This window comes from Lentzea sp. CA-135723, from assembly GCF_050936595.1.
Classification (GTDB): domain Bacteria; phylum Actinomycetota; class Actinomycetes; order Mycobacteriales; family Pseudonocardiaceae; genus Lentzea.
In genome coordinates this window covers 4,177,912-4,202,954 of sequence record NZ_JBNJMK010000001.1, presented here as the reverse complement: position 1 = coordinate 4,202,954, position 25,043 = coordinate 4,177,912, and the positions used below count along the sequence as shown (strand labels likewise).

Genomic DNA, 25,043 nt, shown 5'->3' with positions numbered 1-25,043 from the left:
AGGGTGATTGCGCGCGGTTTTCCCAGCTCGCAGGACTTGATCAAGCCTGGCTGCGAATTTATGGGTACGGGTCTAGATGCAGGAACCCTGCAGCGGGCCCTCGCCCTTCGAGAGGTCCTGCAGGACCTTGCGGATCACCGCCATCTCCTCGGCGGAGTACCGGGCCTGGTAGGCGCGTTCGACCTCGGCGAGCGCGTCACCGGCCTCCTTCTGCAGCGACCGGCCCTTGTCCGTGATCACCGGCGTGCGCACGCGCCTGTCGTTCGGGTCGGGCACGCGCGTCACGAGGCCCGCCCGCTCCAGCTTGTCCAGCTCGCTCGTGAGCGTGGTCTTGTCGAGGCCGAGCATCGCGCCGAGCTTGAGCTGCGTGCGCTGGACCTCCTCGTTGGCGAGCGCCTGGAGCACGAGCTGGCCGCGCAGGGAGATGCCGAACTTGGTGATCTCCTCGGCGAACGAGGCGCCGACCCGCTGGGCGGCGCGGTGCAGCAGCCAGTTGATGTCCCACTTCGCCAGGCAGGCTTCGATGAGTTCCGGCTGCTCCTCCATGTGTTCCATCCTACATCCCGGGGGAGATGTTCTTGACTCGGAACATCTTGACTCGGAAGTTCTTCGCTCGTATGTTCCGAGTATGACCAATCTGCTGCACATCGACACGAGCATTCGGTACGAGGGATCCGTGACCCGGGAGGTGTCGGGTGCGTTCGCGGAGAGCTGGCGCGCCGCGAACCCCGGCTCCGGCTACACCTACCGGGACCTGCACGCGTCGCCCATCCCGCACAAGGACGGCACCGACCAGGGCATTTCCGCCGGACTGATCGCGGAGATCGACGCGGCGGACGTGATCCTGCTCGGCGCGCCGATGTACAACTTCTCGATCCCGTCGACGCTGAAGGCGTGGATCGACCAGGTCGCGACCTCCGAGCACTTCGCCCGCGAGGACGGCACGTTCGCGTGGGGCGGCAAGCGCGTCGTCGTCGTGACGGCCCGCGGTGGCTCGTACAAGCCGGGCACGCCGCGCGAGGGGTTCGACTTCCAGGAGCCCTACCTGCGGGCCGTGCTGTCGATGGTCGGGCTCGACCAGAAGCTCGAGTTCGTGCACGCCGAGCTCACGCTGGCGGACGTCGTGCCGCAGATGCACCAGTTCCGCGAGCTCGCCGTCGAGTCGCTCGCCGACGCGCACCGCGTGGTGAAGGAACTCGCCAACGCCTAACCTCCGTCGTGTGATCGACAAGGTGGCCTGGATCTATCTGAAGGACGGCCAGGTGCTCGGCACCCGGTCGCGGGGCAAGGACACGTACTACCTGCCGGGCGGCAAGCGCGAGCAGGGGGAGTCCGACGTCGAGACGCTCGTGCGCGAGATCCGCGAGGAGCTGTCCGTCGACATCGACGCCGGTTCGGCTGAGCACGTGGGCACGTTCGAGGCGCAGGCGCACGGCCACACGTCGGGGGTGACCGTGCGGATGACCTGCTACACCGCGTCGTTCGACGGGGAACCGGTGGCATCGGCCGAGATCGAGGAACTCGCCTGGCTGACCACCGCGGACGCGGACCGCGTCTCACCGGTGGACCGGATCATCTTCGCCCACCTGAACGAGGCAGGGCTTCTTCGCTGACCCTCTGAAACGGAAAAAGGAGAGCAGCGCTCTCCTCCCACTTCAACATATAGCGCACCCGGGGGCTTGCCACAAGACCCCGGGTGTACTTCATCATTTCCCGGCCAACGTCATCTACCTGGGGAAATGGGGAAGACTCCATGATCGACGTCATCATCGCCGGCGGTGGACCGACCGGCATGATGCTGGCTGGGGAACTGCGCCTGCACGGAGTGGGCGTGCTGGTGCTGGAACGGGACCCGGAACCGACGAAGGTCGTCAAGGCGCTCGGGTTGCACGCGCGCAGCATCGAGGTGATGGACCAGCGCGGCATCGTCGAGCGGTTCCTGGACGCGGGTAGGACCCATCCGCTCGCCGGGTTCTTCGCGGGCATCGACAGGCCCGCGCCGGAGAAGCTCGACACGAAGTACCCGGTGGTGCTCGGCCTGCCGCAACCGCAGATCGAGCGCCTGCTGACCGAACACGCCGTCGAGGCCAGCGCCGAGATCCGGCGCGGCGCCACCGTCACGGCGTTCGAGCAGGACGACGAGGGCGTGACCGTCACGCTCGCGGACGGCACGTCGTTGCGCGCGCGGTACCTCGTCGGGTGCGACGGCGGCCGCAGCACCGTGCGCAAGCTGGCCGGCATCGACTTCCCGGGCGAGCCGTCGCGGGTGGAGACGCTGCTCGGCGAGATGGAGATCGGCATCCCGTGGGAGGAGGCGATGCCGTTGATGCTGGAGGTCCGCGAGACGCAGAAGCGGTTCGGCATCGGGCCGATCGGCGGCACCGCGACGTACCGCGTCGTCGTGCCCGCGGACAGCGTGAACGAGGACCGGGCCGCCGTGCCGACGCTCGACGACGTCAAGGCGCAGCTGGTGAAGGTCGCCGGCACCGACTTCGGCGTGCACTCGCCGCGCTGGCTGTCCCGCTTCGGCGACGCCACCCGGCAGGCAGAGCGCTACCGGTCGGGGCGGGTGTTCCTCGCGGGCGACGCGGCGCACGTCCACCCGCCGACCGGCGGGCAGGGGCTCAACCTGGGCGTGCAGGACGCGTTCAACCTGGGCTGGAAGCTCGCGGGCGCGGTGCACGGGTGGGCGCCGTCCGACCTGCTCGACACCTACGAGGCCGAACGGCACCCGGTCGCCGAGGAGGTGCTGAACAACACCCGCGCGCAGATCGAGCTGATGAAGGTCGAGCCGGGGCCGCAGGCGGTGCGGCGGGTGTTCACCGAGCTCGTGGCGTTCGAGGAGGTCAACCGCTACCTGATCGAGAAGATCATCGCGGTGGCCGTGCGGTACGACCTCGGCTCGGAGCACCCGCTGGTCGGGCGGCGGATCGGGGACCTCGCGCTGAAGCGCGGCGGGCTGTACGCGCAGATGCACGCCGGGCGCGGGATCCTGCTCGACCAGGCGGGAACGGTGTCCGCCGGCGGCTGGGCGGACCGGGTCGACCACGTCGTGGACGTCAGCGAGGAGCTCGACGTGCCCGCCGTGCTGATCCGGCCGGACGGGCACGTGGCGTGGGTCGGCGAGGACCAGGCGTCGCTCGACGCCGAGCTGGCGCGCTGGTTCGGGGAGTCGGCGGGCTGAGCACCCGGCGAGGTGACCTCGGCGCCTCCGTCGAGGTCACCCGTTCGGGGGCGCGGACCGCTTTGTCACACTGTGCGGCGTGTCCGAGCCGATGACAGCGGTGCTCCTGCGTGCCGCCGAACTCACCGCCTCGGGGAAGCCGCGGCAGGCCGTCGACCTGTTGCGGCCCCTCGTGGCGGCGAACCCTCGGCACTCCGAGGCGTGGTGCCGCCTCGCCGCCGCCCACCTCGACCTCGGCGAGGCCGACCAGGCGCTCGACGCGGCCAAGCGCGCGATGGTCCTCGACGGCGAGCCCGCCTGGCCGCAACGGCTGGCCGCGCTGGCGTTGAGCGACCTCGGCCGTCCCGCGGAGGCGGCGGTCTCGGCCCGCGAGTCCGTGCGGCGCAAGCCCGGCGACTGGCGCGGCTACGTCGTGCTCGCCGAGGTGCTCGCGGACTCGCCCGAAGGCGCCGTCGAGGCGTTCGACTCGGCCCTGCACGCCTCGCAGCTCGCCCCGAGCGAGGCGCGGGCGTTCCAGGTGCTCGGCGACGCGGCGCTGCGCATGCGCGACTGGGGCACCGCCGAGCACGCGTACCGGGCGGCGATCAAGCTCGACCCGTCCGACGCGGACTCGAAGGCGAACCTCGCGACCGTGCAACGGCGGCGGTCGGCCAAACCGCCCGCGCCGTCGCAGTTGAACAAGGTCCAGGTGTGGCGTTCGCTGCGCACTCTCTCGTTGCTGCTCGTCGGCGGCGGTTTACTCGCGTTGATCGCGGGCATGCCCCGGCCCACCCCCTACCTGGGGTTCTTCACCGGCGCGCTGGTGCTGTGCTGCCTGGTGGTGGGGCTGCGGCTGCGGCCGTTCGCGCTGCTCTTCAGCCTGCGCAAGCTCGCCGTGACGGTGTCGCTGCTGGGCGTTTCGGCGCTGATCCTGGTCGGCTGGACCATCGCGTTGTTCTTCGGGGCTACGACGATGCAGCCACTTGTGCTTTCCTGGTTGTGCGCTGTCGTGGGGGGAGCGCTCGTCTATGTCGGTGGAGGCAGGAAGCGGTGATGCGTCGCAACGCGGTCGCGCTCGCGTTCCTGCTGTTCCTCGGACAGCTGTTCCTCGTCAGCGCGCCGGTCGAGCCCGCGGTCGCGGGTGCCGTCGTGCAGCACGGCCACGACGTCGCGAACCTGCCGGTCACCGCCCCCAAACCGCACAACCCGCACGCCGCCCAGGTGCCGCAGGCCCAGGTGGCGTCCGACGTGCCGCCCGTCGCGAAGCCCGCGCTGCCGATGCGGTTCGTCGTCGCCTTCGCCCGGCGCGTGCACCGCACGCCCGAGGGCATCCGCTGGACCCCGCAGCCCGCTCGTTCACCGCCTTCCGGTCGCTGAATCCCCTTCACCAGCAACCACTTTCTCCCGGAAGGCTTCTTCACCCATGTCGCGCGACAACGCGCGACGAGGGCTGCTCGTGCGCGGTCTCATAGCGCTCGGGGTCCTCGTCGCCTCCGCATTCCTGCTGCTCACCACCGATCCCCGCCTCGGTCTCGACCTGCGCGGCGGAACCCAGATCGTGCTCCAGGCCCAGGGCGACTCCGACGCCGCCGACCGTTCCATGGAGGTCCTGCGCCGCCGGGTCGACTCGCTCGGCGTCGCCGAACCGGTGATCGCCCGTTCCGGCGAGAACCGGATCGTCGTCGAACTGCCCGGCGTGCAGGACCCGGAAGAGGCCGTGAAGGTCCTCGGCCAGACCGCGCAGCTCACGGTGCAGCGGGGCGGCCAGACCGTGATGACCGGCGAGGGCATCTCCGACGCGCAGTCCAACGCCAACCCGCAGGGCGCGGGTTTCGTGGTCAACATCCAGTTCCAGGGCGAGGGCTCGAAGACCTGGCAGAAGGTCACCGGCGAGGCGGCCTGCGAACCGTCCGGCACCCCCGGCCGCCAGATCGCGTTCGTGCTCGACGGCAAGCCCATCTCGTCGCCCGAGGTCAGCCTCGACACGCCCTGCGGCGGTGGCCAGGCAGGCGGCGCGACCACGATCACCGGCCGCTTCTCCCAGCCGGAGGCCAAGGAACTCGCCCTGGTGATCCGCTCCGGCGCGTTGCCCGTGCCGGTCGAGGTGATCGAGCAGCGCACCGTCGGCGCGACGCTGGGCGCCGAGGCCATCGAGGCCAGCGCCAAGGCCGCGATCATCGGCATCGCCCTGACCTCGTTGTTCCTGATGTTCGCCTACCGGCTCGCGGGCTTCCTGGCCGTCGTCGCGCTGGTCGGGTACGCGGGTGTCGCCTACGCCGGGCTCTTGGCGGTGGGGGCGACGTTGACGTTGCCCGGCCTGGCCGGCTTCGTGCTGGCCATCGGCATGGCGGTCGACGCGAACGTCCTGATCTTCGAACGAGCGCGCGAGGAGTACGCGCGAAAACCGAATCTGCGCCGTGCCTCGGAGAACGGCTTCCGCGGCGCGTTGAGCGCGATCGCCGACTCGAACGTGACGACCCTGCTCGCCGCCGGTCTGCTGTTCTGGCTGGCCACCGGCCCGGTTCGGGGCTTCGGTGTCACGTTGACCATCGGTGTCCTGGCCTCGATGTTCAGCGCCCTGGTGCTCTCGCGCGTGCTCGTCGTGTGGGTGATCGGCTCGCGTTTCGTGGCTCGTCGCCCCCGGTTGAGCGGTCTGCACACGTTGGGCTACGTCCGCCAACGCCTGTCCGTCGTGCTCTACCGGCGTCCTTCGCGGTGGCTGATCAGCGCGGGCGTCCTGGTCCTGGTCGCGTTCGCGGGCCTCTTCGCGCGCGGCCTGAACCTGGGCGTCGAGTTCACCGGCGGCCGCATGCTCGACTTCACCGCAGGTGGCGGCATCGACGCCGGTCGCGTGCGCACCGCCCTGTCCGATGCGGGCTTCTCCGACGTGGTGGTGTCGTCGTCCGGCAACGAGGTCTCCCTGCGCACCGGCCCGATCGACGACGCGACGTCCAACCGCATCGGCGAGGTCGTGTCGTCCGCCGTTGACGGGGGCGCCCGCCAGTCGAGCAACGAGCTGATCGGTCCGTCGCTGTCGTCCGAACTGCGCCGCAACGCCATCATCGGCCTCGCCATCGCCGTCGCCGCTCAGCTCGGCTACCTGGCCATCCGCTTCGACTGGCGCCTCGGCCTCGCCACCGTCGCCGCGCTGATCAGCGACGTCCTCGTGCTGATCGGCCTGTTCGCGTGGATGGGCAAGACCGCGGACGGCGTGTTCCTGGCCGCGCTGCTGACCGTGATCGGCTACTCGGTCAACGACTCCGTCGTCGTCTTCGACCGCCTGCGCGAGCTTCGTGGGGCGAGGTTGAAGGCCGCCTATCCGGACGTGGTGTCGGACGCGGTCGTGCAGACCGTGCCGCGCACCGTGAACACCGGCATCGGCGTGCTCTTCGTGCTGGCGGCGTTGCTGGTGCTCGGCGACGGCTCGCTGGCGGACTTCGCCATCGCGCTGCTGATCGGCCTGATCGCCGGCACGGTGTCCACAGTGGTCACGGCGGCGCCGATCGCGATCTGGCTGGAGTCGCGCTGGCCTCGTCAGTCGGTCGCCCGGAAGCGTCCGGCGGCCGCGCGGGTCTAGTGCGCGCCGGTCGTTCCGTAGCAAAGTAGGCGGCATGACCTCTTTCGCCGCGTACCAGAACGAGATCTACCTGCAGGGGCTCGGTGGCGCCGTGCCGCCGTTCACCACCGACCCGGACGCGCTGGAGCAGTCCGCGCGGGATCGGCTGGGACCGGGTCCGTTCTGGTACGTGGCGGGAGGCGCCGGCTCTGGCGCCACCGTGCGGGCGAACCGCGAGGCGTTCGACCGGGTGCGGATCGTGCCGCGGATGCTGACCAACGCGACCGAACGGCACCTGGGCGTGTCCGTGCTGGGCACCGAGCTGCCCGCGCCGGTGATGCTCGCACCCGTTGGCGTGCAGTCGATCCTGCACCCGGACGGCGAGCTGGCGACCGCGCGGGCGGCCGCCGAGCTCGGCGTTCCGATGGTGTTGTCGACGGCGTCGTCGCACACGATCGAGGAGGTGGCGGAGGCGTCGGGCGAGGGGCCGCGCTGGTACCAGCTGTACTGGCCGAACGACCCCGACGTGTGCGCGTCGTTGCTGGAGCGCGCTCGGAAGGCGGGGTACACGGCGCTGGTCGTCACGCTGGACACGTGGACGCTCGCATGGCGGCCGCACGACCTGGACCAGGCCTACCTGCCGTTCCTGCGGGGTGTCGGCACGGCGATCCCGTTCAGCGACCCGGTTTTCCGCGCCGGGCTGCAGAAGTCGCCCGAGGAGGACCTGCCGATGGCGATCCTGCGGTGGGTGCAGCTGTTCACCGGCACCGACAAGTCGTGGGACCAGCTGGCGTTCCTGCGGGAGCACTGGGACGGGCCGATCGTCCTCAAAGGAATCCAGCACGCGGACGACGCGCGCAAGGCCGTCGAGTACGGAATGGACGGTGTCGTCGTCTCGAACCACGGCGGGCGTCAGGTGGACGGCGCGGTGGGGTCGCTGGACGCGCTGCCGTCCATCGTGGAGGCGGTGGGGGAGCAGGTCGACGTGCTGTTCGACTCGGGCATCCGCACCGGCGCCGACATCGTGAAGGCGCTGGCGCTGGGGGCCAAGGCCGTGATGGTGGGGCGGCCGTTCGCGTACGGGCTCGCCCACGGCGGCCAGGTGGGTGTGAAGCACGTGCTGCGCAGCCTGCTCGCGGACTTCGACCTGACGCTGGGACTCTCGGGCCACCGCAGCCCGGCCGACCTGGGGCCGGACGCGCTGCGGTTCTCCTGACGAGAAAGGCCGGGGGTGCCCCGGCCCTTCTTACGGCATCGTCGCGGTCATTCGCGCCAACGTGCCGAAGTCGGCTGGCTGCACGCGCAGCCAGCCTTCGCTCTTCGCCGCCAGGTACCGCCCGCTCGGCGTGTCGATGTACGTGATCGGGTTGACGCAGCGCTGCTTGCGGCCCAGGTGGTCCCGCTTGGCCGAGAACACCTGACCGCCGCCCGTCCGCGGCTGCCCCATGATCTCCTTGAGCTGCGCGACGAGCTGGTCGTTCGGTGTGCTCGTCGGCCGGCTCTGCTGCATGAACGACCCGGTGTCCTCATAGGACGGCTGCCGCTTCTGCTGCAGCGCGTCCTCGGGGAGCGTGATCGGGCTGCCCTTGCCGGCCGGGGTCGGCGGCAGCGCGCCGACCAGCGCCTGCGGGGCCTCGTCCGGCCGCACCGGTTCGAGCACGAACTGCTGGTCCGCCGTGAGCAGGATCCGCAGCGCGTCCTGGCCGTTCGTCACGACCAGCACGCTCTGCTGAGGCCCGTCCTTCAGGCTGAAGAACGCCCAGTACTCCACGCCGGCCTCGACGACGAGCCGCAACGCGTTGACGAGGTCCGGGTGGACCTGCCCGCCGCGCGCGAGCCCGTATCCCTCGAGGTGAGCCCACGCCGTCCGCTGCAGCCGTTCGAGCTCGCTCACGTCGCCCGACTCGAGGAGCCCCTCGTCGAACTCGACCTGGGCGAGCAGCGCCCGGTGCAGCGTGGGCAGACCCGCGGCCTGCCACGCCTGGTACAGCGCAGTGACAGGAATGGCGACCCTGCTCCGCAGCACGTTTCCCCCTTATCCGCCGATGACCGGCGGAGCAACCATCGTTCCGTCGCCGAAGATGTCCTCGGTCTCCTGCAGGTACGACGCGGACTTGTGCTCGCTGTCCTCGGCACCCTCGCCGCGACCACCACCAGCGCCCATGCCGCCACCCATGCCGGCCGCACCACCACGTCCGGCAGCGCCGGCCGCACCGGCACCGGCGGGCCCGAACCCACCAGCGCCACGACCTTCACCGGCAACGCCGGCCGCACCACCGAAGCCGGCGGCACCGGCAGCTCCAGGCCCGCCCATCCCACGAGCGGCCGCGGCACCACCGAGACCACCACCGGCGCCACCGCCGGGCCCACCGAGCCCGCCACCACGGCCACCGCCTCCGGCGCCGCCACCACCAGGCCCACCCAGGCCACCGGGACGGTTGCGCGGGTTGTTCGGGTCGAGCGGCCCGCCGGGACGGCGCGGGTTGTTGGGGTCGAGCGGCCCGCCGGGACGACGCGGGTCGTTGGGGTCGAACCTGCCGCCAGGCGGCACGTTCGGGTCACCGATGTTGGTCGGCGGCCGGTTGCGCGGGTCGTCGGTGGGGGGAGGCGGCGGGAACTTGTCGTCGACGCCGGCCGTGCCGGTGGTGTCGGTCGGCGGCGTCCACTGGGACAGACCAGTGCTGCCGTCGCCACCACCGTTGCGGCCGCCCCCGCCGGGAGGCGGGTTGTTGCTGCCGCCGGGAGGGTTGTTGCCGCCGCCGGGAGGCGGGTTGTTGGTGCCGTCGACCTCGTCGATCTTGTACTTGCCGTCCGGCGGTCCGTCCTGGACGCTCGCGTCGTCGGCATTGGGGGAGATGAACGTCGGCTGGTTGTCGGTGCTCGCGTTGACGGCGGTGGCGTACTGGTTGAACGCCCGCACGTTCTGCTCGCTGACCTGCTGGTTCTTCTCGACGGCCTTGTCGTAGTCGGTGTCCCACCACGCCATGTCGTTGAGGAACGGCTTGTCCGGGACGGCCGGGGGCTGAGCCATGGCGTTGCGCGCGTTGACGTACGCCTCGCCGACGGCGTCCGCGCTCGTACCGGCCTGCGTGGCCGAGTCGCCCGTGACGGTCGCCCAGGTGGCGAGCGGCGAGGTCGCACCGCGTGCCGCGTCACCCGCGGAGCCTTCCCAGGCGGCACCGGAGTCGCGCACTGCCTGCTCGATGAGCTGGGCGACGTCGCCGTGGCCGCTGGACAGGTCGCGCCACGCCTGTGCGGTCACCGAGGTGCTCTGACCCGGACCGCTGCCGTTCTGGAACCACTTGTAGATCGTGTCGCCGCCCGCGAAGGGGAGCACGGCGAAACCGCTGACGTTCGGCTCATCCCCAGCCATCTCGCTACCCCTTCAGGTTTGTGATGATCAATTGCGCGACCCGCTCCGCCTCCGGGCACGCCTTCTTGGCGGCTCGCTCGTCTGCGGCGATGTTGGTCTGAACCGTGACCGAGTCGGTCTTGGCAGCCTGGATGGAGACCAGGCAGGTGATCAGGCCGTCGAGCTGGTCGGTGGAGATCACCCGAACACCGTCGATCTTCTTGTCCTCGAAGACCGGGTTGCCCTTGACGTTGGCGACCATGTCGTCGAACGACTTCTTCTCGGTCACGGAAACCGAGTACCGGGAGTTCTTGATGACGTCCTGGCCCTTCCAGGAGCACTGCGGGCCGAGTTCCGCGGTGTTGGACTCGGGCGCCCGCACGGAACCGAGTGTCGTGACCTGGCTCGCGGTGAGGATGCTGCACGGGTCGCTGACGTACTTGGCGATGCTGAGGCCTGGGCCGTCGCTTCCGGTGGGCTCCGTGCTCGTCTGCCCGCCGCCGGTCGTCGGCGCCGGCGTGGGGTTGCCACCGGTCTGGGAGCTCGTGCACCCGGCGAGCGCACCGAACGCGAGCACGGCGGTCAGGAGGGCGGTCATGCGCTTCAAGATCGTGTCAGCCCTTCATGGCGGACTTCGCCGCGTCGTCGGTGGCCCGGTACTCGGCCAGGGCCTTCTCGATGTTCTTGATCGTCTGCTCGAGCGCTTTGCGTGCTTCGCGGTTCGCCCAGAGGTAGCCGCCGGGCTCACCGCCGGCCGTCTTGCGCATGGCGAGCGTCGCGTAGCCGCTGTACGGGTCGGGGCCGGGAGCGCCGGCGTACTGGATCTTGCCGCTCGATTCTTCCAGTTCGGCCAGGCGCTCGATCGACTTCTTCAGGCCGTCGATCATCTTCTGGGCCTGGTCGGGGTCGACGCTGAACTTCGCGGTTCCGCCACCGCCGCCACCCGAGCTGCCCAGGGCCGATCCGATGGCTCCGCCCACGGCGGCGCCGGTCGTCCACGGAACGACTGCGTCGAACATCAGCATCCTGGCCAGCTCCCCTCAGAACTCCACACCCCGGTTAGAGGATTTTCGCATAGGACCGGTTCCCTGCGCGGGCGAACGAACCAGCTGATCAGGTCACATGGCCGATTCGTACAAGACGGCGGGCCCCCGGCGCGCCTACGTTCGGGGGCATGATCGGACAAGCGAGGAACTTCCTCTGGCACAACGCCCGCACGCTGGAACAACGCTGGTTCGAGCACGCCTTCGACGGCGGAAGTGCCGAGAACGTGGTCAGGGCCGTGCTGGCCTACCGCAACGACGACGGCGGGTACGGCTACGGGCTGGAGCCGGACCATCGCGGTCCGACCAGCCAGCCGTTGCACGCGCTGCGGGCCTTGCAGATCTTCGCCGGCGTGAACGCTCCCGAGCACGCCGAGAGCGTCCTGACCTGGCTGAACGCCACCTGTCCCGACGGAAGCGTGCCGTTCGGCATGTCGACGTCGAAGGACCACCCGAAGGCGCCGTGGGTGCAGGCCGACGACCAGGGCGGACTGCTGCTGACCTCGCAGATCGCCGCCGCCCTGCACGCGCTGGAGGTGGGCGACCCCTGGCTCGACAAGGCCACGGACTACTGCTGGCAGGAGATCGAGAAGCTCGGGGAAACCCACCCGTACGAGTTGCGGGGTGCGGCGATGTTCCTCGACGAGGTGCCGGACCGGGCACGGGCCGAGCTCGCGGCCGAAAAGCTCAAGCACCTCAAGCCCAGCACCGAGGGCTACGCGGAGGGCGAGGGTCTGGAACTGCACCAGTTCGCGCAGAAGCCCACCAGCCTCGCGACGGCCTGGTTCACCGAGGAAGAGCTGGCCGAAGACCTCGACGAGCTGCAGAACGCACAACAGGAGGACGGCGGCTGGGACTTCCACTTCCCGGCCTTCACACCGATCGTCAAGTTCGAGTGGCGGTCGATCGCCACCGTCGACGCCCTGCTCACGCTGCGCCGCTACGGCCGGATCAGCTGACCCAGCGACACCCCGGCAAGGGAACGGACCTCGCGGGCCAGGTGCGCCTGGTCCGCGTAACCGGCCGCCAGAGCAACGGAAGCAAAAGACTCACCGGCCCACGCCAGGCGCAACGCGGAGTCGAAGCGCAGCACGCGTTGCAGCACCTTGGGCGGATACCCGAACGCGTCCAGGCAACGGCGGCGCAGCTGGCGTGAGCTCAGCCCGATCTCCCACGCCGCGGAGGCCACGTCGCCAGAACGCAGCAACGACGCGGTAGCCGCCAGCGCGGGATCGACCACCACCCGCGAGGCGCAGAAGGCCACCATCGACGAGAACGAGTCCAACCGCGCCGAAGGCACCAGCTCGGCCAACGGAACCCGCAGGTCGCGCACGGCATGAGCGGGCACCCCGAACACCGAGGGAAAAGCGCCGGGCGGCAACCGCACCCCGTACAACGTCCCAGAAGAAACCGACGCCATCTGCGCACGAGTGTCCGGCCCGGCCACCATCAAGGTCCCGGAAGCAGGCGACCACATCAGGTCCGTGCAGCCGTCCGGCACCACGCGCTGCACGGTCGGGGTCGACACCGTGCGCGTCCAGAGGCAGGCCAGACCCGCGGGAGCAGGACGTTCGGCGTACACGCCTCGACCGTACCTGTTTCCGGTCCCTGCAAACGTTGTCATTCGTGGTACCAAGAGGACGCCGTCGCCAACGGAGGAGACGACCCCGAAGGACAACTCCATGCCCCGCAGAACCCTGCCTCTGATCCTGGCCGTGGTGCTCACCCTGACCGGAGCAGCCACGACCCAGGCCGCCCCGCCCGCGTTCACCCACCCCGGCGTGCTCGTGAGCAAGGGCCAGCTCGACGTCATGCGCACGCGCGTCAACGCCGGCACCCAGCCGCAGAAGCGCGCGTACGACGCGATGATGGCCTCCCGCTACGCCTCGCTCAGCTACACACCGCACCCCAGGGCGGTCGTGGAGTGCGGCCCGGTGAGCAACCCCAACCTCGGCTGCACCGACGAGCGCGAGGACGCCATCGCGGCCTACACGCACGCCCTCGCCTGGTACGTCACGAGGGACGCCAGGTACGCCAACAAGGCCATCCAGATCATGGACGCCTGGTCGAACACCGTCCGCGACCACACCAACGACAACGCCCACCTGCAGACCGCGTGGGCGGGCAGCAGCTGGCCGCGGGCAGCCGAGATCATCAAGCACGTCTACGGGAACTGGCCCAACAGCGCCCGCTTCGGCACCATGCTCCGCAACGTCTACTACAACGAGATCAAGGCGAGCGACCCCCGCACGGGCAACTGGGAGCTCAGCATCGCCGAGGCCATCGTCGGCATCGGGGTCTTCCTGGACGACAAGGCGATCTACGACCGCGGCATCGGCCTCTACCGCGCACGGGTCCCGGCGTTCATCTACCTCACGTCGGACGGCGCCCTGCCGAAAACCGTGCCCAGCAACAACCTCAACACCCGCGAGAAGATCATCGGCTTCTGGCACAACCAGTCCACGTTCGTGAACGGCCTCACCCAGGAGACCTGCCGCGACTTCGTCCACACGGGATACGGCCTGTCCGCCATCTCGCACGTGGCCGAGACGACGAGGATCCAGGGCGTCGACCTCTACCCGGAGATCGGCACGAGGTTGCGGGAAGCGCTGGGATTCCAGGCGACGTACGAACTGAACGGTCCGCCGTCGTGGCTCTGCGGCGGAACGGTCAAGCGAGGACTGGGTCCCATCACCGAGGTCGGCTTCAACGCCATGCACAACCGCCTCGGCAACCCCATGCCCAACACCGAGACGTGGACGACCCAGCGCCGTCCGCAGGGCACGAACAACCTGTTCGTCGCGTGGGAGACCTTGACCCACGGCGACAACCTCGGGTAGACGAAAACGGGGCCTCAGAAGCTGAGGCCCCGTTCTCAAGTGGACGATACTGGGATTGAACCAGTGACCCCTACCGTGTCAAGGTAGTGCTCTCCCGCTGAGCTAATCATCCGTGGTCGTGCGATGACAGCTTAGCGGACGGGGCCGAGGGCCCGCGAACCCAGGGGTCAGGTTCCGAACTTCACCCAGTTCACGCTCACGTACGGCGAAGGCTGCCCGCTCGTGAACGTCACGTACACGTCGTGCGTCCCGGAGATGTTCGAGATGTTCGCGGGGATCGTTCTCCACGCGTCCCAGCCACCGGTGTTGCCGACCGCGATCGACCCGACCGGGGTGGCGGTGCGCGACCCGAGCCGCACCTCGACCAGCCCGCTCACGCCACCACCGGCACCCGACGCCACGCGGGCGTAGAACTGCCGCGCGGGTCCGGAGCCGAAGTTGACGCCGGAGAACTTCAGGTAGCCGCCGTTCGCGATCTGGTGCACGCCCGAACCGCCATCACCGGGCGCAACGGACCCGCCGGAGCGCTCGGAAGCGTTCTCCGCCTGCAGTTCGTTGTACGCGGAACCCCCACCGCCGGGGTTCGACGTCGTGGTCGTAGTGGTGGTGGTCGGGGGTGTGCCACCAGCCGAGTAGACGGCCACGTAGTCCACGACCATCGAGTGCCCGGACTGGGTGGCCGCGACAGGGGTCGGCTGGTTGTTGTTGAGCGCGTTCGGGAACGCGCCGCCCATCGCGAGGTTGAGCAGGATGAAGTGGCCGGCGTGCGACGTCATCGCGTTCCACACGTTCACGCCGACACGGGCCTGCGTGACCTGGTGGAACGCCTGGCCGTCGACGAACCACGTGAACGTCTTCGCGGCGTCGTCCCACTCGAAGCGGTACGTGTGGAAGGCGCTCTGGCAGGACGAACCGGGGCACGCCCTCGAGTTGCCGATGCCGGTGAACTCTCCGCAGGCACCGCCTGGTGCGACGTCGCAGTGCAGCACGCCCCACACGGAGTTGATGCCGTTGACGTTCTCCATGATGTCGAACTCGCCGATGCCCGGCCAGTTCCAGTAGTTGCCGCGGTACGGCGCGCCGAGGGTCCAGAACGCGGGCCAGTAGCCCAGGGCGGCCTCGCCCGAGACGTTCGGCATCTGGATGCGGCCCTCGATGGCGAGCTTGCCGCCCGCCGCCGGCTTGAAGTTGGAGCGCTGGGTCTCGATGCGCGCCGACGTCCAGTTGCCCCCGCCGTCCTTCAGGGCGGTGATGCGCAGGTTGCCGTTGCCATCGAGCTTCAGGTTGTTCGTGCTGTTGGTGTAGTTCTGGATCTCGCCGGTGCCCCAGTTGGCAGGTCCGCCGGGGTAGCCGTGGCCGGTGTCGATGATCCAGTTGGCGCTCGACGGCAGCGAGCCGTTCGAACCGTTGAAGTCGTCACCCCACACCTGCGTCCATCCCGATGCGGGGGGTGGGATCGAAGCGTTGGCGGACATGGCGGCGATCGCCAGGGGTACCGCAGCAAGAAGAGCTGTCGTGGCCGCGAGGATGCGGCGGCGTTGCCTCATGCGCGAGTGACCTCCTTGTCACGGGTGCAGTCCATTTATGAGAGCGCTCTCACAGTGCGAGAACAAGCGCCCGTTCGGACCAACGGAACAAATCGCCGCAGGTTCGGAACGTCTCGTTTGGACTTACTTCGCGTCCGCGTAGCAGGTCACGGGCACGGCGTTCATCGGGAACCGCACGGCCGTGTCACCGAACAGCAGGCGCGTCGCCTCCCGCCCGGCCTCCGCGATCGCCTCGATCACGGCGTCCGCGTCCTCGCGCGGGCAGTGCACGAGCACCTCGTCGTGCTGGAAGAACACCAGGTGAGCGTCCTCGGGCAACCTCGTGCGCAGCACCGCCAGCAACGCCGCCGTCCAGTCCGCCGCGCTGCCCTGCACCACGAAGTTGCGGGTGAACCGGCCCCAGTTGCGCGCCGCCTGCCGCGACGAGCTCGACACGTTCCCGAAGTCGTCCGCGCCGCCGGTCAGCTCCTGCCAGGCAGCGGACGGCGTGGGCGACGTGCGCCCCAGCCGCGTGCGCACCATCCGCCCCTGCTCACCGGCCTGCGCGGCCGCCTCCACGTAGCCGACCGCGACGGGGAAGCGTTTGCGCAGCACGGCGAGCAACGGCCCGGCCTCGCCCGAGGTGCCGCCGTACATCGCCGACAGCATGGCGATCTTCGCGCGCGGCCGTTCGCCGGAGAACGAGTCCTCGGCCAGTGCCGCGTAGAGGTCGTCGTCCGTGCACACCTCGATCAGCCGCGCATCCCCTGACAGCGCAGCGAGAATCCGCGGTTCCAGTTGTGAGGCGTCCGCGGCCACGAGGCACCAGCCGTCGTCCGCGATCACGGCCTGCCGCATCAGCCGCGGGATCTGCAACGCCGCCCCGCCGCGCGACGCCCACCGCCCCGACACCACGCCGCCCACGACGTAGTCCGGCCGGAACCGCCCGTCCGACACCCACGCGTCGAGCCACGTCCAGCCGTGCGCCACCCACAGCCGTGCACGCTCCTTGTAGTCCAGAAGCGGCGCCACGGCTGGATGATCGACCTTCTTCAGCACCCACCGCCGCGCCGACGGCACCTCGACGCCCGCCCGCGCGAACGCCTTCACGATGCTCGCCGGCGCGTCCGGGTTGATCTCCCGCCCGCCGAACGCCTCCTGGATCTGATCCGCCAGCGCCTGCAACAGCTTCGGCCGCTGACCCGGCGCCGGCCGAGGCCCGAGCACCTCCTCCAGCAACCGGTTGTGCACGTCCTCGCGCCACGGCAGCCCGTGGAACGTCATCTCCGCCGCCACCAGCGCCGACGCCGACTCCGCCGCGATCAGCAGCCCCAGCGCCGAATTCCGTTGCTGGGCGCGGAAAACCAGCGACAACGCCGCCAGCGGGTCGGTGTCGCCCGGCAGCACCACCGGTTCCGGCCCGAACAACGTCAGCGCGTCGTCCTTCTTCGGCGGCCCGACGTCGGCCGGCACCTGCAGGCCCAGGACGCGCGCCAACGCCCCGGCGAGCTCCTTCGGCTCCCGGTGCCGCCCCTCCGCGCCGAGCAGCAACGACTCGGTCAGGTGCAGGTCCCAGCACCGGTCGACGCGCACCCCGGCCGCGAGCAGCAGGGGGTAGATCTCGGACGTGTCCGCCCACACCCAGCGCGGCCGATGGGCGCGTTCCAGCGACGCGACGGCGGAGGCCAGCGACGAAGCCGACATGACGGGCCCCGCCGCGGTCCCGTCGTCGTCCAGCTTCTGCCACCGACCCGCGCCGTCGCTCTCGGCGACCAGAGCGACCAGCACACCTCGAATTGTGCCGACAGGGTCTGACAATTTCAGTCCAGGCTGAACTGGAAACGTTTGCAGTCTCGGCGAGGGGGTAGCTGTTGGACGTTCTCCAAGCCAGTAGGCGTTGGGGTGAAAGAAAAACAGGAAAAGGCCACGATGGTGTGGTCTTGCTACCCCTGGCCTGACCTGCGACCGACTATGAAGGAGTGGACCGAGCACTCAGCGTCGCCGCATTGCTGGATCCCACCCATCAGGTGGTCCCCTTTCACGGCAGAGAATCCGAACTGCGCACACTCCTGCGGTGGCGCGACAGCTCGGCGCCCCAGGCATCCCTGCTGCTGCACGGCGCGGCCGGCGCGGGCAAGACCAGGCTCCTCCAGCACTTCGCGGAGGAGCACTGGGCCGACGACGCGCACGGCAGGCTGCTGCTGATCGACGACGCCGACCGCCTCCCGTGGCAGGACGTCTTCCTGCTGCTGCAGGAGACCCTGCGCGGCGGACCGGCGCGCACGCGGGTGCTGCTGGCGGCGCGGTCCACGGGCTGGTGGTGGTCCTCCACCCGCCAGCGCATCGCGGACTTCGACCACGAGGTCACCGACCTGGACCTGCCGGGCACGGTCGACGACCGCGCCGAGTCGTTCACGCTGGCCTGCCAGCACTTCGCGAAGCAGCTCACGGTCACCGCGCCGGACGAGCCGCCGCCCAACATCGCCGGCGAGACGGTGCTCGACCTGCACATGGCCGCGCTCACGGTCGTGCACGGCGACCCGTGCGACGTCAACCGCACCCAGCTCGTCCGCCAGCTGCTCAAGCGCGACGCGGGCCGCAGGACCGGCCGCATCGCCGAGGACTACCTGGCCGTGGCGACGCCGGACACGCCGGACCCGGACCTGCTGGCCCGCGCCGCCGAACGCTGGCCGCAGCTGCGCGCGAGGCTCGACGAGCTGATCACCGGCGACCCCGAGGTCGTGCGCGACATGGCCCGCGACAGCCTCCGCATCGCCGCGGAGACCGGGTCGCCCGCGACCCTGGAGACCATCGCGCGCAAGGTGTTCCGCGACGAGCGGTTCGCCACCGACGCGCTCGGCTCGATCCTCACCCGCCGCCTGCTCGACCGCGCCACCGACGTCCTCGAACGCGCCGAGATGTACGGCATGCTGAGCGCCCGCACGATGGTGTGCGGCCTGCGCCAGGAGTCGGTCGACGCCTCCCTGGCCGAGGTCGAGTGCTACCGCGAGCTGGCCGCGCGGGACCAGGAGAACCGGCCGCTGCTCGCGGACGCCCTGGGAGACCTGGGCCTGCGGCTGATCAACGCCGGGCGCATGGGCGAGGTGCTGGAGGTCTCCGAGGAGGCGATCGACCTCTGGCGGGAGATCGCGATCGCCGATCCGGAGAGCACCCCGCAGCTCGCGTCCGCGCTGGAGCAGATCAGCTACCGCTACCAGGCGCTCGGCCGCGATGAGGACGCCACGAGCGCCATCAGCCACGCCACCCTGCTCTTCCAGGAGCTCGCGAAGGGCCACCCGGCGCTCTTCCGCGCCGACTTCGCCAGGGTCGCGGCCGTCATGGCGCACCGCTTCCAGTTCGAGGGCAACCGGCAGCACGCGACCGACTCGATGCAGCTCTCCATCGCGAACTGGCGGGTGGTCGCCCAAGAAGATCCGAGGTTCGAACCGGAGCTCGCCCGCAACCTCGTCGCCGCGGGCACCATGTTCGTCGACCTGGGCCGGGCCGGCGCCGCGAACGAGGCGCTCAAGGAGGCCGTGGACCTCTTCCGCCACCTCGCCGTCGCGCACCCCGAGACGTTCGGCAAGGAGCTGGCCGACGCGTTGTGCCGGCGCAGCCAGGCGTTGCTCGAGCTCGCCGACGACATCGACGCGGCACTCACGGCGCGCGAGGCCGTCATGCTCTGGCGCGAGACGGGAGACCGGGCGGGTCTCGTCAAGGCGCTGCTCAACGTCGCCAAGGTCGTCGGCGACGTCGAAGCGGCCGTGGAAGCCGTTGCGGTGCAACGAGAACTGACCGAGGAAGACCGGGTGCGCAACCAGGCGGGCCTGGTCGTCGCCCTGACGGCGCTGATCGACCAGCAGCTCCTGCGCGACCAGGACGACGAGGCGTTGCGCACGGCCGACGAGTGCCTCGACCTCTGCCACCGGCTGCCGCACCAGCTCGTCGAGTACTTCGGCACGACCTTGGCGCCACCACTGCAGAACACGGCCCGCGCACTGTCCGATTCGGACCACCACGTCCGTGCCGTGCGGATGTCCGCGTTCACGGTCGAGATCTGCGCGGCGATCAGAACGAAGACGGCGCCAACGGTCTACCTCTCGGCGTTGCAACGGTATGTGTGCAGACTCCGTGCGGCGGAACGCAAAGAAGAAGCGCGCAACACGGCACACACGGCCGTGGTGCTCTGGCACCTGTCGGGCGTCCAGCTGAACACGGACTACGCCGACCTCGTGACGATCTACGGCATGCTCTGCGCCGAGACGAGGTTCCAGACGGGCAAAGCACTCCGGCTCACCCACCAGGCGGCGGAGATCCTCCGCGAGGCGGGCGAGCCGGTGAAGCTGCGGTTCGCGCTGGAGACCGCGGCGGAGCTCAGCTCTTCGTGAGCAGCGAGCGCACGAAGAACGCGACGTTGGCCGGACGCTCGGCCAGGCGGCGCATGAAGTAGCCGTACCACTCGTCGCCGTACGGGACGTAGACGCGCATCCGGTTGCCCTCGGACGCGATGCGGCGCTGCTCCTCTGGCCGGATGCCGTACAGCATCTGGAACTCGTAGGTGTCCTTCGAGCGAGCGGACGCCAGGTCGGCGGCGATCGCGATCAGGCGCGGGTCGTGCGAGGCCACCATCGGGTAGCCGTCGCCCTCCATCAGCACCTTCAGGCAGCGCACGTACGACAGGTCGACCTCGTGCTTGTCCTGGTACGCAACGGAAGCGGGCTCCTGGTAGGCGCCCTTGCACAGCCGCACGCGGGAACCGGAGTACGCGAGGTCGCGGCAGTCCTGCTCGGTGCGGTGCAGGTAGGCCTGCAGCACAGCGCCCACCCACGGGAAGTCCACCCGCAGCTCACGCAGGATGCCCAGCGTGGAGTCCGTGGTGGTGTGGTCCTCCATGTCGAGCGTCACGGTCGTGCCGACGACAGCGGCGGCGGCACAGATGCGACGGGCGTTCTCCAGCGCGATCTTCTCGCCGTCCACGGCCAGCGACTGCCCGACGGCCGACAGCTTCACCGACACCTCGGCGCCCTCGGTGAGCCCGAACGACTCCAGCCGCGCCAGCAGCGTCAGGTACGCCTCGACGGTGGCGTTGGCCTGCGACTCCTCGAAGGTGTCCTCACCGAGGTGGTCGAGGGTCACCAGACGGCCGTCGCCGAGCACCTCGGCGGTCGCGCGGATCGCCGCGTCGACGTCGGCGCCGGCGACGAACCGCTCGACGACGGGCCGGGTCAGCGGCGTCGACTCGACGAGCTTGCGGGCGCTCGCGTTGCGGGCCGCGAAAAGAAGGCTGGAGCGCAACATGGTTCACGTCCTCAGGGTGTGAAAGGTGAGAGGAACGTCGAAGTGCTTGTGGCGCAACGACGTTCCCCTCACTCAGAAGGGCCGGATCTAGCCCTGGTGCGGGTGGAGGTGGGTGGTGGGCGCCGCGAAGGTCTCCTTGATGGAGCGCGGGCTGACCCAGCGGAGCAGGTTGTGGACCGACCCCGCCTTGTCGTTCGTGCCGGACGCGCGGCCGCCGCCGAACGGCTGCTGACCCACGACGGCACCGGTGGGCTTGTCGTTGACGTAGAAGTTGCCCGCGGCGAACCGCAGTTCCTCCTGCGCGTGCGCCACGGCGGCGCGGTCACGCGAGATGATCGAGCCGGTCAGACCGTACGGCGCCGCGCTCTCCATCTGCTTGAGCACGGTCAGGTAGTCGGCGTCCTCGAAGACGTGGACCGCGAGCACCGGGCCGAAGAACTCGGTGGTGAACACGGAGTTCGCGGGGTCGGAGCCGAGCAGCACCGTCGGCCGCACGAAGAAGCCGTCGCTGTCGTCCGCGGTGCCACCGGCGGCGATCTCCAGCGACGAGTCCGCGCGCGCCGCCTGCAGCACGCCCGACAGCTTGTCGAACGAACGGCGGTCGATCACCGCGCCACCGAAGTTCGAGAAGTCGGTGACGTCGCCGTAGGTCAGCGCCTCGACCTCGGCCAGGAACTGGTCCTTGATCTTGTTCCACACCGAGCGCGGCACGTAGGCGCGCGACGCGGCGGAGCACTTCTGGCCCTGGTACTCGAACGCACCGCGGATCATCGCGACACGCAGCACGTCCGGGTCGGCCGACGGGTGCGCCAGGATGAAGTCCTTGCCACCGGTCTCGCCGACGATCCGCGGGTACGAGCGGTAGTTCGCGATGTTCGCGCCCACCTGCGCCCACAGCTTCTGGAACGTCGCGGTGGAGCCGGTGAAGTGGATGCCCGCGAGGTCGGGGGCGGTCAGCGCCACCTCGGACACCGCGAGACCGTCACCGGGCAGCAGGTTGATGACGCCGGGCGGCATGCCCGCCTCTTCCAGCAGCCGCATGGTGAGGTGCGCGGCGAACGACTGGGTGGGCGACGGCTTCCACAGCACGACGTTGCCCATCAGCGCGGGCGCGGTCGGCAGGTTGCCGGCGATGGCGGTGAAGTTGAACGGCGTGATGGCGTAGACGAAACCCTCGAGCGGACGGTGGTCCGTGCGGTTCCAGACGCCGGGGGAGGAGATCGGCTGCTCGCTCAGCAGGTTGCGGGCGAACTGCACGTTGAAGCGCCAGAAGTCGATCAGCTCGCACGCCGAGTCGATCTCCGCCTGGATCGCGGTCTTCGACTGGCCGAGCATCGTGGCCGCGTTCAGCGTCTGCCGCCACGGGCCGGCGAGCAGGTCGGCGGCGCGCAGGATGATGGCCGCGCGGTCGTCGAACGACATCGCGCGCCACGCCGGGGCGGCCTCGCGGGCCGCGCGCAGGGCGTCGGTGGTGTCCTGCTGGGTCGCGCCGGCGAGGGTGCCGAGGACCGAGCGGTGGTTGTGCGGCTGCACGACGTCGAACCGCTCGCCGCCACCCATGCGCTGCTCGCCGCCGATGGTCAGCGTCAGGTCGAGCGGCTCCTTCTGGAGCTCGACCAGCTTGGCCTGCAGCTCAGCGCGCTCCGGGGTGCCGGGGGCGTACTGCAGGACCGGCTCGTTGACCGGGGCGGGAACCTGGGTGACCGCGTCCACTCGCAACTCCTTCTGGGCTTGTTCGGTACGCAAACCGTAAGTCCGGGCGACCTGGCCCCGTTTGTTCAACTGACCAAGATTCACCAGGTCAGATGTACGATCGGACAGTGTCGAGTCTCCGCCACATTCTCATCGCGCTCGGCGATCCGCTCGTCGAACTGCAGGTTGCTCCGAGCGGCCTGGAGGTAGACGTGCGCGATGTGGTGATCGTGGATCCGGACGACCCGCCGGACGTCGCCCAGGGTGACCTCGCGCTGGTGATCGGCGCGCGCGGCCGGGCCGCGTTGCCCCTGATCAGGGCCGCCGGCCGGGCGAAAGCCGCGGCGGTGGCCGTCAAGGAGTCGTCACCGGCCCTCGAACAGGTGGCGACGGACGCGGGCGTGGCGTTGCTTGAGGTCAGGCCCGAGGTCCGCTGGGGGCACCTGGAGTCGCTCGCCAAGGGCGTGCTGTCGACGACCACCGACGACGGCGAGGTCCTCGGCGACCTGTTCGCCCTCGCGCAAACGATTGCCACCCTGACCGGCGGCATCGTCAGCATCGAGGACACCGCGAGCCGCGTGCTCGCCTACTCCCGCTCGTCCGACGAGGTCGACGAGCTGCGGCGGCTCTCGATCCTCGGCCGGCAGGGCCCCGAGCCGTACCTCAAGATGCTGCGCGAGTGGGGCGTCTACAACCTGCTCCGCTCCGGCGAGGAGGTCGTGCGCATCGACGAACGCCCTGAGCTGGGGATCCGCCGGCGCATCGCGGTCGGCATCCACGCCGGTCAGCAGCCGCTCGGCACGATCTGGGTGCAGGAGGGCGACCAGCCGCTGACCGAGCAGGCCGAACGGGCGTTGCTCGGCGCCGCCCGCGTCACCGCCCCGCACCTCATCCAGCAGCGCAACCAGCCGACGTCGCGGTTCCGCGAGAACCTGCTGGCCGCGTTGCTGACCGGCCGGATGGACGCCGCCACCGTCGCGGGCCAGATCGGCGCCGACCCGAAGAAACCCGCCGCCGTCGTGGTGTTCGCGGTGCGCAGCAGGGAAGGCGACCGCAGCGAGCACGAGCTCCGCCGAGCCGAGATGACCGGCCTGATCTCCGTGCACGCGGCTGCGTACCGGCGCAGCGCGTTGGTGAGCGAGTCCGGCGGCCGCACCTACGTCCTGCTGCCGGACCTCGCCCCGAACGCCCAACTCCTGAGCCTCACACGCGAAATCGTCACTACCGCACGCCGTCACCTGCACACGGCCGTGCAGGCCGCAGTGGGGTCCACGGTGTCCACGTTGGACGACGCGCAGATCTCCCGGCAGGAGGCCGAACGCGTGCTGGACGCGATGGCCCGCGACCTCGACGCCGAGGTGGCGACGCTCGCCGACGTGCGTTCGCAGGTGCTGGTGAGTGAGATCCTGGCGTTGTTGCAGGACAATCCGCGCATCCGGGACCCGCGGATCGACGCGTTGGACCCCGAACTTGCGAAGTCGCTGTTGGCGTACCTCGACGCGTTGGGTGACGTGCGCGCGGCGGCAGACCGTCTGCACGTGCACCCCAACACGTTGCGATACCGGTTGAAGCGGATCGACCTCGACCTGGACGATCCGCTCGTCCGGCTCATCGCCCAGCTTCAGCTGAGGATGCGGTAGAGCAACGCCCGTTCCGCGATCGTCCAGGTCGTGGTCGTGAGCAGGTACAACCCGGCGGCCAGCGGCAGGTAGGCCGCGACCAGGATCGTGCCGTACGGCAACACCTTGACCAGCCCGGTCATGAACCCGGGCTGAGGCGTTGTGGTCACCCGCGACTGCTGCCACCGCACGGTCAGATAGGCGACCACGGCGAGCAACCCGAACAACGCGAAGAACACCCACGCGAAGCCGGTCGTGAAGTGCGAACCGAGCGAGATGCCGAACAACGTGCCTTCCAGCAACGGGTTCGGCGTCGTGACGACCTGGTAGATGACCATGAAGAACGGCACGGTGGCGAGCATCGGCAGCATGCCCGCGAACATCGACACGCCGTTGCGCTTGTAGACCTTCTGCGACTCCTCGGAGAACCGCATCAGGTCCTTGCCGTACTTCTTCTGCAGCTTCGAGATCTCGGGGGCGAGCTTGGCCTTGGCCTTCTCGCCGCGCACGGCCGCGCGGTAGAAGGGGTGCAGCGCGAGCCGCACGGTGATGGTGAACAGCACGATGGCGAGCGCGGGCATGCCGAAGCTCGCCAGGGCAGCGCCCAGGTCAGCGAACAAGGGAGTGGTTCTCCGTCTTGAGTTGGGGATCTTGCGGACGTGTCAGAACGTCCGGCATCCCGGTGCTCGGGGACGGGCTTTGCCTGCGGCGTCGGGGTTGCGCAGCCGCAGCTGGGCTGTGCGCCTGGCTCGTTCGCGGATCGAGAGCGACCGCGCCGGTGCCACCGACAGCGGCACCAGCGCGATGACGACGATCAACGCGAGGGCGAGCGCGGTCACGGCCGCGACGACCTCGGTGGGCGACGAGAACAGCGTGAAGGCGTAGAGGGCAGGCAGGAAGACCGCGAGCAACAGCATCGCCCGCTGCTTGGTCTCCGGCCGCCACATGGCGCCG

The 25,043-nt window shown here is 69.9% G+C and carries 23 protein-coding genes and 1 tRNA gene; 11 read left to right on the top strand and 13 right to left on the bottom strand.

Annotation, left to right across the window (positions count from 1 at the left end; all coding sequences use genetic code 11):
* Positions 1-72 precede the first annotated feature (72 nt).
* A complete protein-coding gene (locus ACQEU1_RS18690; RefSeq protein WP_433202969.1) occupies positions 73-546 on the bottom strand; it encodes a MarR family winged helix-turn-helix transcriptional regulator in 474 nt (157 codons plus the stop codon).
* Positions 547-628: 82 nt separating this feature from the next.
* Between ACQEU1_RS18690 and ACQEU1_RS18685 the strand changes: the two genes are divergently transcribed.
* The 7 genes from ACQEU1_RS18685 (at position 629) to ACQEU1_RS18655 (ending at position 7,935) form a co-directional block, all read left to right on the top strand.
* Positions 629-1,210 carry an FMN-dependent NADH-azoreductase gene (locus ACQEU1_RS18685; protein WP_433202966.1) on the top strand — a complete coding sequence of 194 codons (582 nt, stop codon included), beginning with the start codon at positions 629-631 and terminating at the stop codon, positions 1,208-1,210.
* A 10-nt stretch (positions 1,211-1,220) separates the two neighbouring features.
* Complete coding sequence (locus ACQEU1_RS18680) at positions 1,221-1,613, top strand: NUDIX hydrolase (RefSeq protein ID WP_433202963.1); 393 nt, start codon at positions 1,221-1,223, stop codon at positions 1,611-1,613.
* Between the two features lie 140 nt (positions 1,614-1,753).
* Positions 1,754-3,184, top strand: coding sequence for a rifampin monooxygenase (rox, locus tag ACQEU1_RS18675; RefSeq protein WP_433202960.1), 1,431 nt, complete (start codon positions 1,754-1,756; stop codon positions 3,182-3,184).
* Between the two features lie 79 nt (positions 3,185-3,263).
* Positions 3,264-4,217, top strand: coding sequence for a tetratricopeptide repeat protein (locus tag ACQEU1_RS18670; RefSeq protein WP_433202957.1), 954 nt, complete (start codon positions 3,264-3,266; stop codon positions 4,215-4,217).
* Positions 4,217-4,540 (top strand): hypothetical protein, encoded by a 324-nt coding sequence (locus tag ACQEU1_RS18665; protein WP_433202954.1) that lies wholly within the window; start codon positions 4,217-4,219, stop codon positions 4,538-4,540. Before ACQEU1_RS18670 ends, ACQEU1_RS18665 begins: the two co-directional genes overlap by 1 nt.
* Before the next feature lie 79 nt (positions 4,541-4,619).
* Positions 4,620-6,740, top strand: a complete 2,121-nt coding sequence (gene secD / locus ACQEU1_RS18660; protein WP_433202951.1) for a protein translocase subunit SecD — start codon at positions 4,620-4,622, stop codon at positions 6,738-6,740.
* Between the two features lie 34 nt (positions 6,741-6,774).
* Positions 6,775-7,935: a lactate 2-monooxygenase gene (locus ACQEU1_RS18655; RefSeq protein ID WP_433202948.1), complete on the top strand. Its 1,161-nt coding sequence runs from the start codon at positions 6,775-6,777 to the stop codon at positions 7,933-7,935.
* Between the two features lie 30 nt (positions 7,936-7,965).
* Here the strand turns inward: ACQEU1_RS18655 and ACQEU1_RS18650 are convergent, their stop codons facing one another.
* From ACQEU1_RS18650 to ACQEU1_RS18635, 4 genes are read right to left on the bottom strand one after another with little or no spacing between them, the layout of a single operon-like run.
* The gene (locus tag ACQEU1_RS18650; RefSeq protein WP_433202945.1) at positions 7,966-8,745 is read right to left on the bottom strand and encodes an ESX secretion-associated protein EspG; all 780 of its coding nucleotides are present in this window, start codon (positions 8,743-8,745) and stop codon (positions 7,966-7,968) included.
* 9 nt (positions 8,746-8,754) lie between these two features.
* Positions 8,755-10,092 (bottom strand): PPE domain-containing protein, encoded by a 1,338-nt coding sequence (locus tag ACQEU1_RS18645; RefSeq protein ID WP_433202942.1) that lies wholly within the window; start codon positions 10,090-10,092, stop codon positions 8,755-8,757.
* Between the two features lie 4 nt (positions 10,093-10,096).
* Positions 10,097-10,669: a DUF3558 domain-containing protein gene (locus ACQEU1_RS18640; protein ID WP_433202939.1), complete on the bottom strand. Its 573-nt coding sequence runs from the start codon at positions 10,667-10,669 to the stop codon at positions 10,097-10,099.
* Positions 10,670-10,685: 16 nt separating this feature from the next.
* On the bottom strand, positions 10,686-11,090 hold the full coding sequence (locus tag ACQEU1_RS18635; RefSeq protein ID WP_433202936.1) for a hypothetical protein: 405 nt from the start codon (positions 11,088-11,090) through the stop codon (positions 10,686-10,688).
* 155 nt (positions 11,091-11,245) lie between these two features.
* Here ACQEU1_RS18635 and ACQEU1_RS18630 point away from each other — a divergent pair, with 155 nt between their 5' ends.
* A complete protein-coding gene (locus ACQEU1_RS18630) occupies positions 11,246-12,073 on the top strand; it encodes a hypothetical protein (RefSeq protein WP_433202933.1) in 828 nt (275 codons plus the stop codon).
* Here ACQEU1_RS18630 and ACQEU1_RS18625 read toward each other — a convergent pair.
* Positions 12,055-12,696, bottom strand: coding sequence for a DUF6597 domain-containing transcriptional factor (locus tag ACQEU1_RS18625; protein ID WP_433202930.1), 642 nt, complete (start codon positions 12,694-12,696; stop codon positions 12,055-12,057). The genes ACQEU1_RS18630 and ACQEU1_RS18625 overlap by 19 nt on opposite strands.
* Before the next feature lie 100 nt (positions 12,697-12,796).
* Here ACQEU1_RS18625 and ACQEU1_RS18620 point away from each other — a divergent pair, with 100 nt between their 5' ends.
* Complete coding sequence (locus ACQEU1_RS18620) at positions 12,797-13,954, top strand: alginate lyase family protein (RefSeq protein WP_433202927.1); 1,158 nt, start codon at positions 12,797-12,799, stop codon at positions 13,952-13,954.
* Between the two features lie 40 nt (positions 13,955-13,994).
* On the opposite strand, the gene ACQEU1_RS18615 is transcribed toward ACQEU1_RS18620, so the two are convergent.
* From ACQEU1_RS18615 to ACQEU1_RS18605, 3 genes are all read right to left on the bottom strand, one after another.
* Positions 13,995-14,066, bottom strand: a tRNA-Val gene (locus ACQEU1_RS18615).
* A 55-nt stretch (positions 14,067-14,121) separates the two neighbouring features.
* Positions 14,122-15,501: a carbohydrate-binding protein gene (locus ACQEU1_RS18610; RefSeq protein ID WP_433202924.1), complete on the bottom strand. Its 1,380-nt coding sequence runs from the start codon at positions 15,499-15,501 to the stop codon at positions 14,122-14,124.
* A 123-nt stretch (positions 15,502-15,624) separates the two neighbouring features.
* Positions 15,625-17,268: a bifunctional 3'-5' exonuclease/DNA polymerase gene (locus ACQEU1_RS18605; RefSeq protein WP_433202921.1), complete on the bottom strand. Its 1,644-nt coding sequence runs from the start codon at positions 17,266-17,268 to the stop codon at positions 15,625-15,627.
* Between the two features lie 191 nt (positions 17,269-17,459).
* Between ACQEU1_RS18605 and ACQEU1_RS18600 the strand changes: the two genes are divergently transcribed.
* Positions 17,460-19,868 carry a hypothetical protein gene (locus ACQEU1_RS18600; protein ID WP_433202918.1) on the top strand — a complete coding sequence of 803 codons (2,409 nt, stop codon included), beginning with the start codon at positions 17,460-17,462 and terminating at the stop codon, positions 19,866-19,868.
* On the opposite strand, the gene ACQEU1_RS18595 is transcribed toward ACQEU1_RS18600, so the two are convergent.
* Both ACQEU1_RS18595 and pruA read right to left on the bottom strand, forming a co-directional pair.
* Positions 19,855-20,778: a proline dehydrogenase family protein gene (locus ACQEU1_RS18595; RefSeq protein WP_433202915.1), complete on the bottom strand. Its 924-nt coding sequence runs from the start codon at positions 20,776-20,778 to the stop codon at positions 19,855-19,857. The two genes, ACQEU1_RS18600 and ACQEU1_RS18595, sit on opposite strands and share 14 nt — an antisense overlap.
* Positions 20,779-20,865: 87 nt before the next feature.
* The gene (pruA, locus tag ACQEU1_RS18590) at positions 20,866-22,491 is read right to left on the bottom strand and encodes an L-glutamate gamma-semialdehyde dehydrogenase (protein ID WP_433202912.1); all 1,626 of its coding nucleotides are present in this window, start codon (positions 22,489-22,491) and stop codon (positions 20,866-20,868) included.
* A gap of 92 nt (positions 22,492-22,583) precedes the next feature.
* Here pruA and ACQEU1_RS18585 point away from each other — a divergent pair, with 92 nt between their 5' ends.
* Entirely contained in the window at positions 22,584-24,110 is a 1,527-nt protein-coding gene (locus ACQEU1_RS18585) for a PucR family transcriptional regulator (RefSeq protein ID WP_433202909.1), read from the top strand.
* Here ACQEU1_RS18585 and ACQEU1_RS18580 read toward each other — a convergent pair.
* Both ACQEU1_RS18580 and ACQEU1_RS18575 read right to left on the bottom strand, forming a co-directional pair.
* Complete coding sequence (locus tag ACQEU1_RS18580) at positions 24,092-24,709, bottom strand: YidC/Oxa1 family membrane protein insertase (protein WP_433202906.1); 618 nt, start codon at positions 24,707-24,709, stop codon at positions 24,092-24,094. The two genes, ACQEU1_RS18585 and ACQEU1_RS18580, sit on opposite strands and share 19 nt — an antisense overlap.
* Positions 24,710-24,751: 42 nt before the next feature.
* Positions 24,752-25,036: a DUF6412 domain-containing protein gene (locus ACQEU1_RS18575; protein WP_433202903.1), complete on the bottom strand. Its 285-nt coding sequence runs from the start codon at positions 25,034-25,036 to the stop codon at positions 24,752-24,754.
* Positions 25,037-25,043 lie beyond the last annotated feature (7 nt).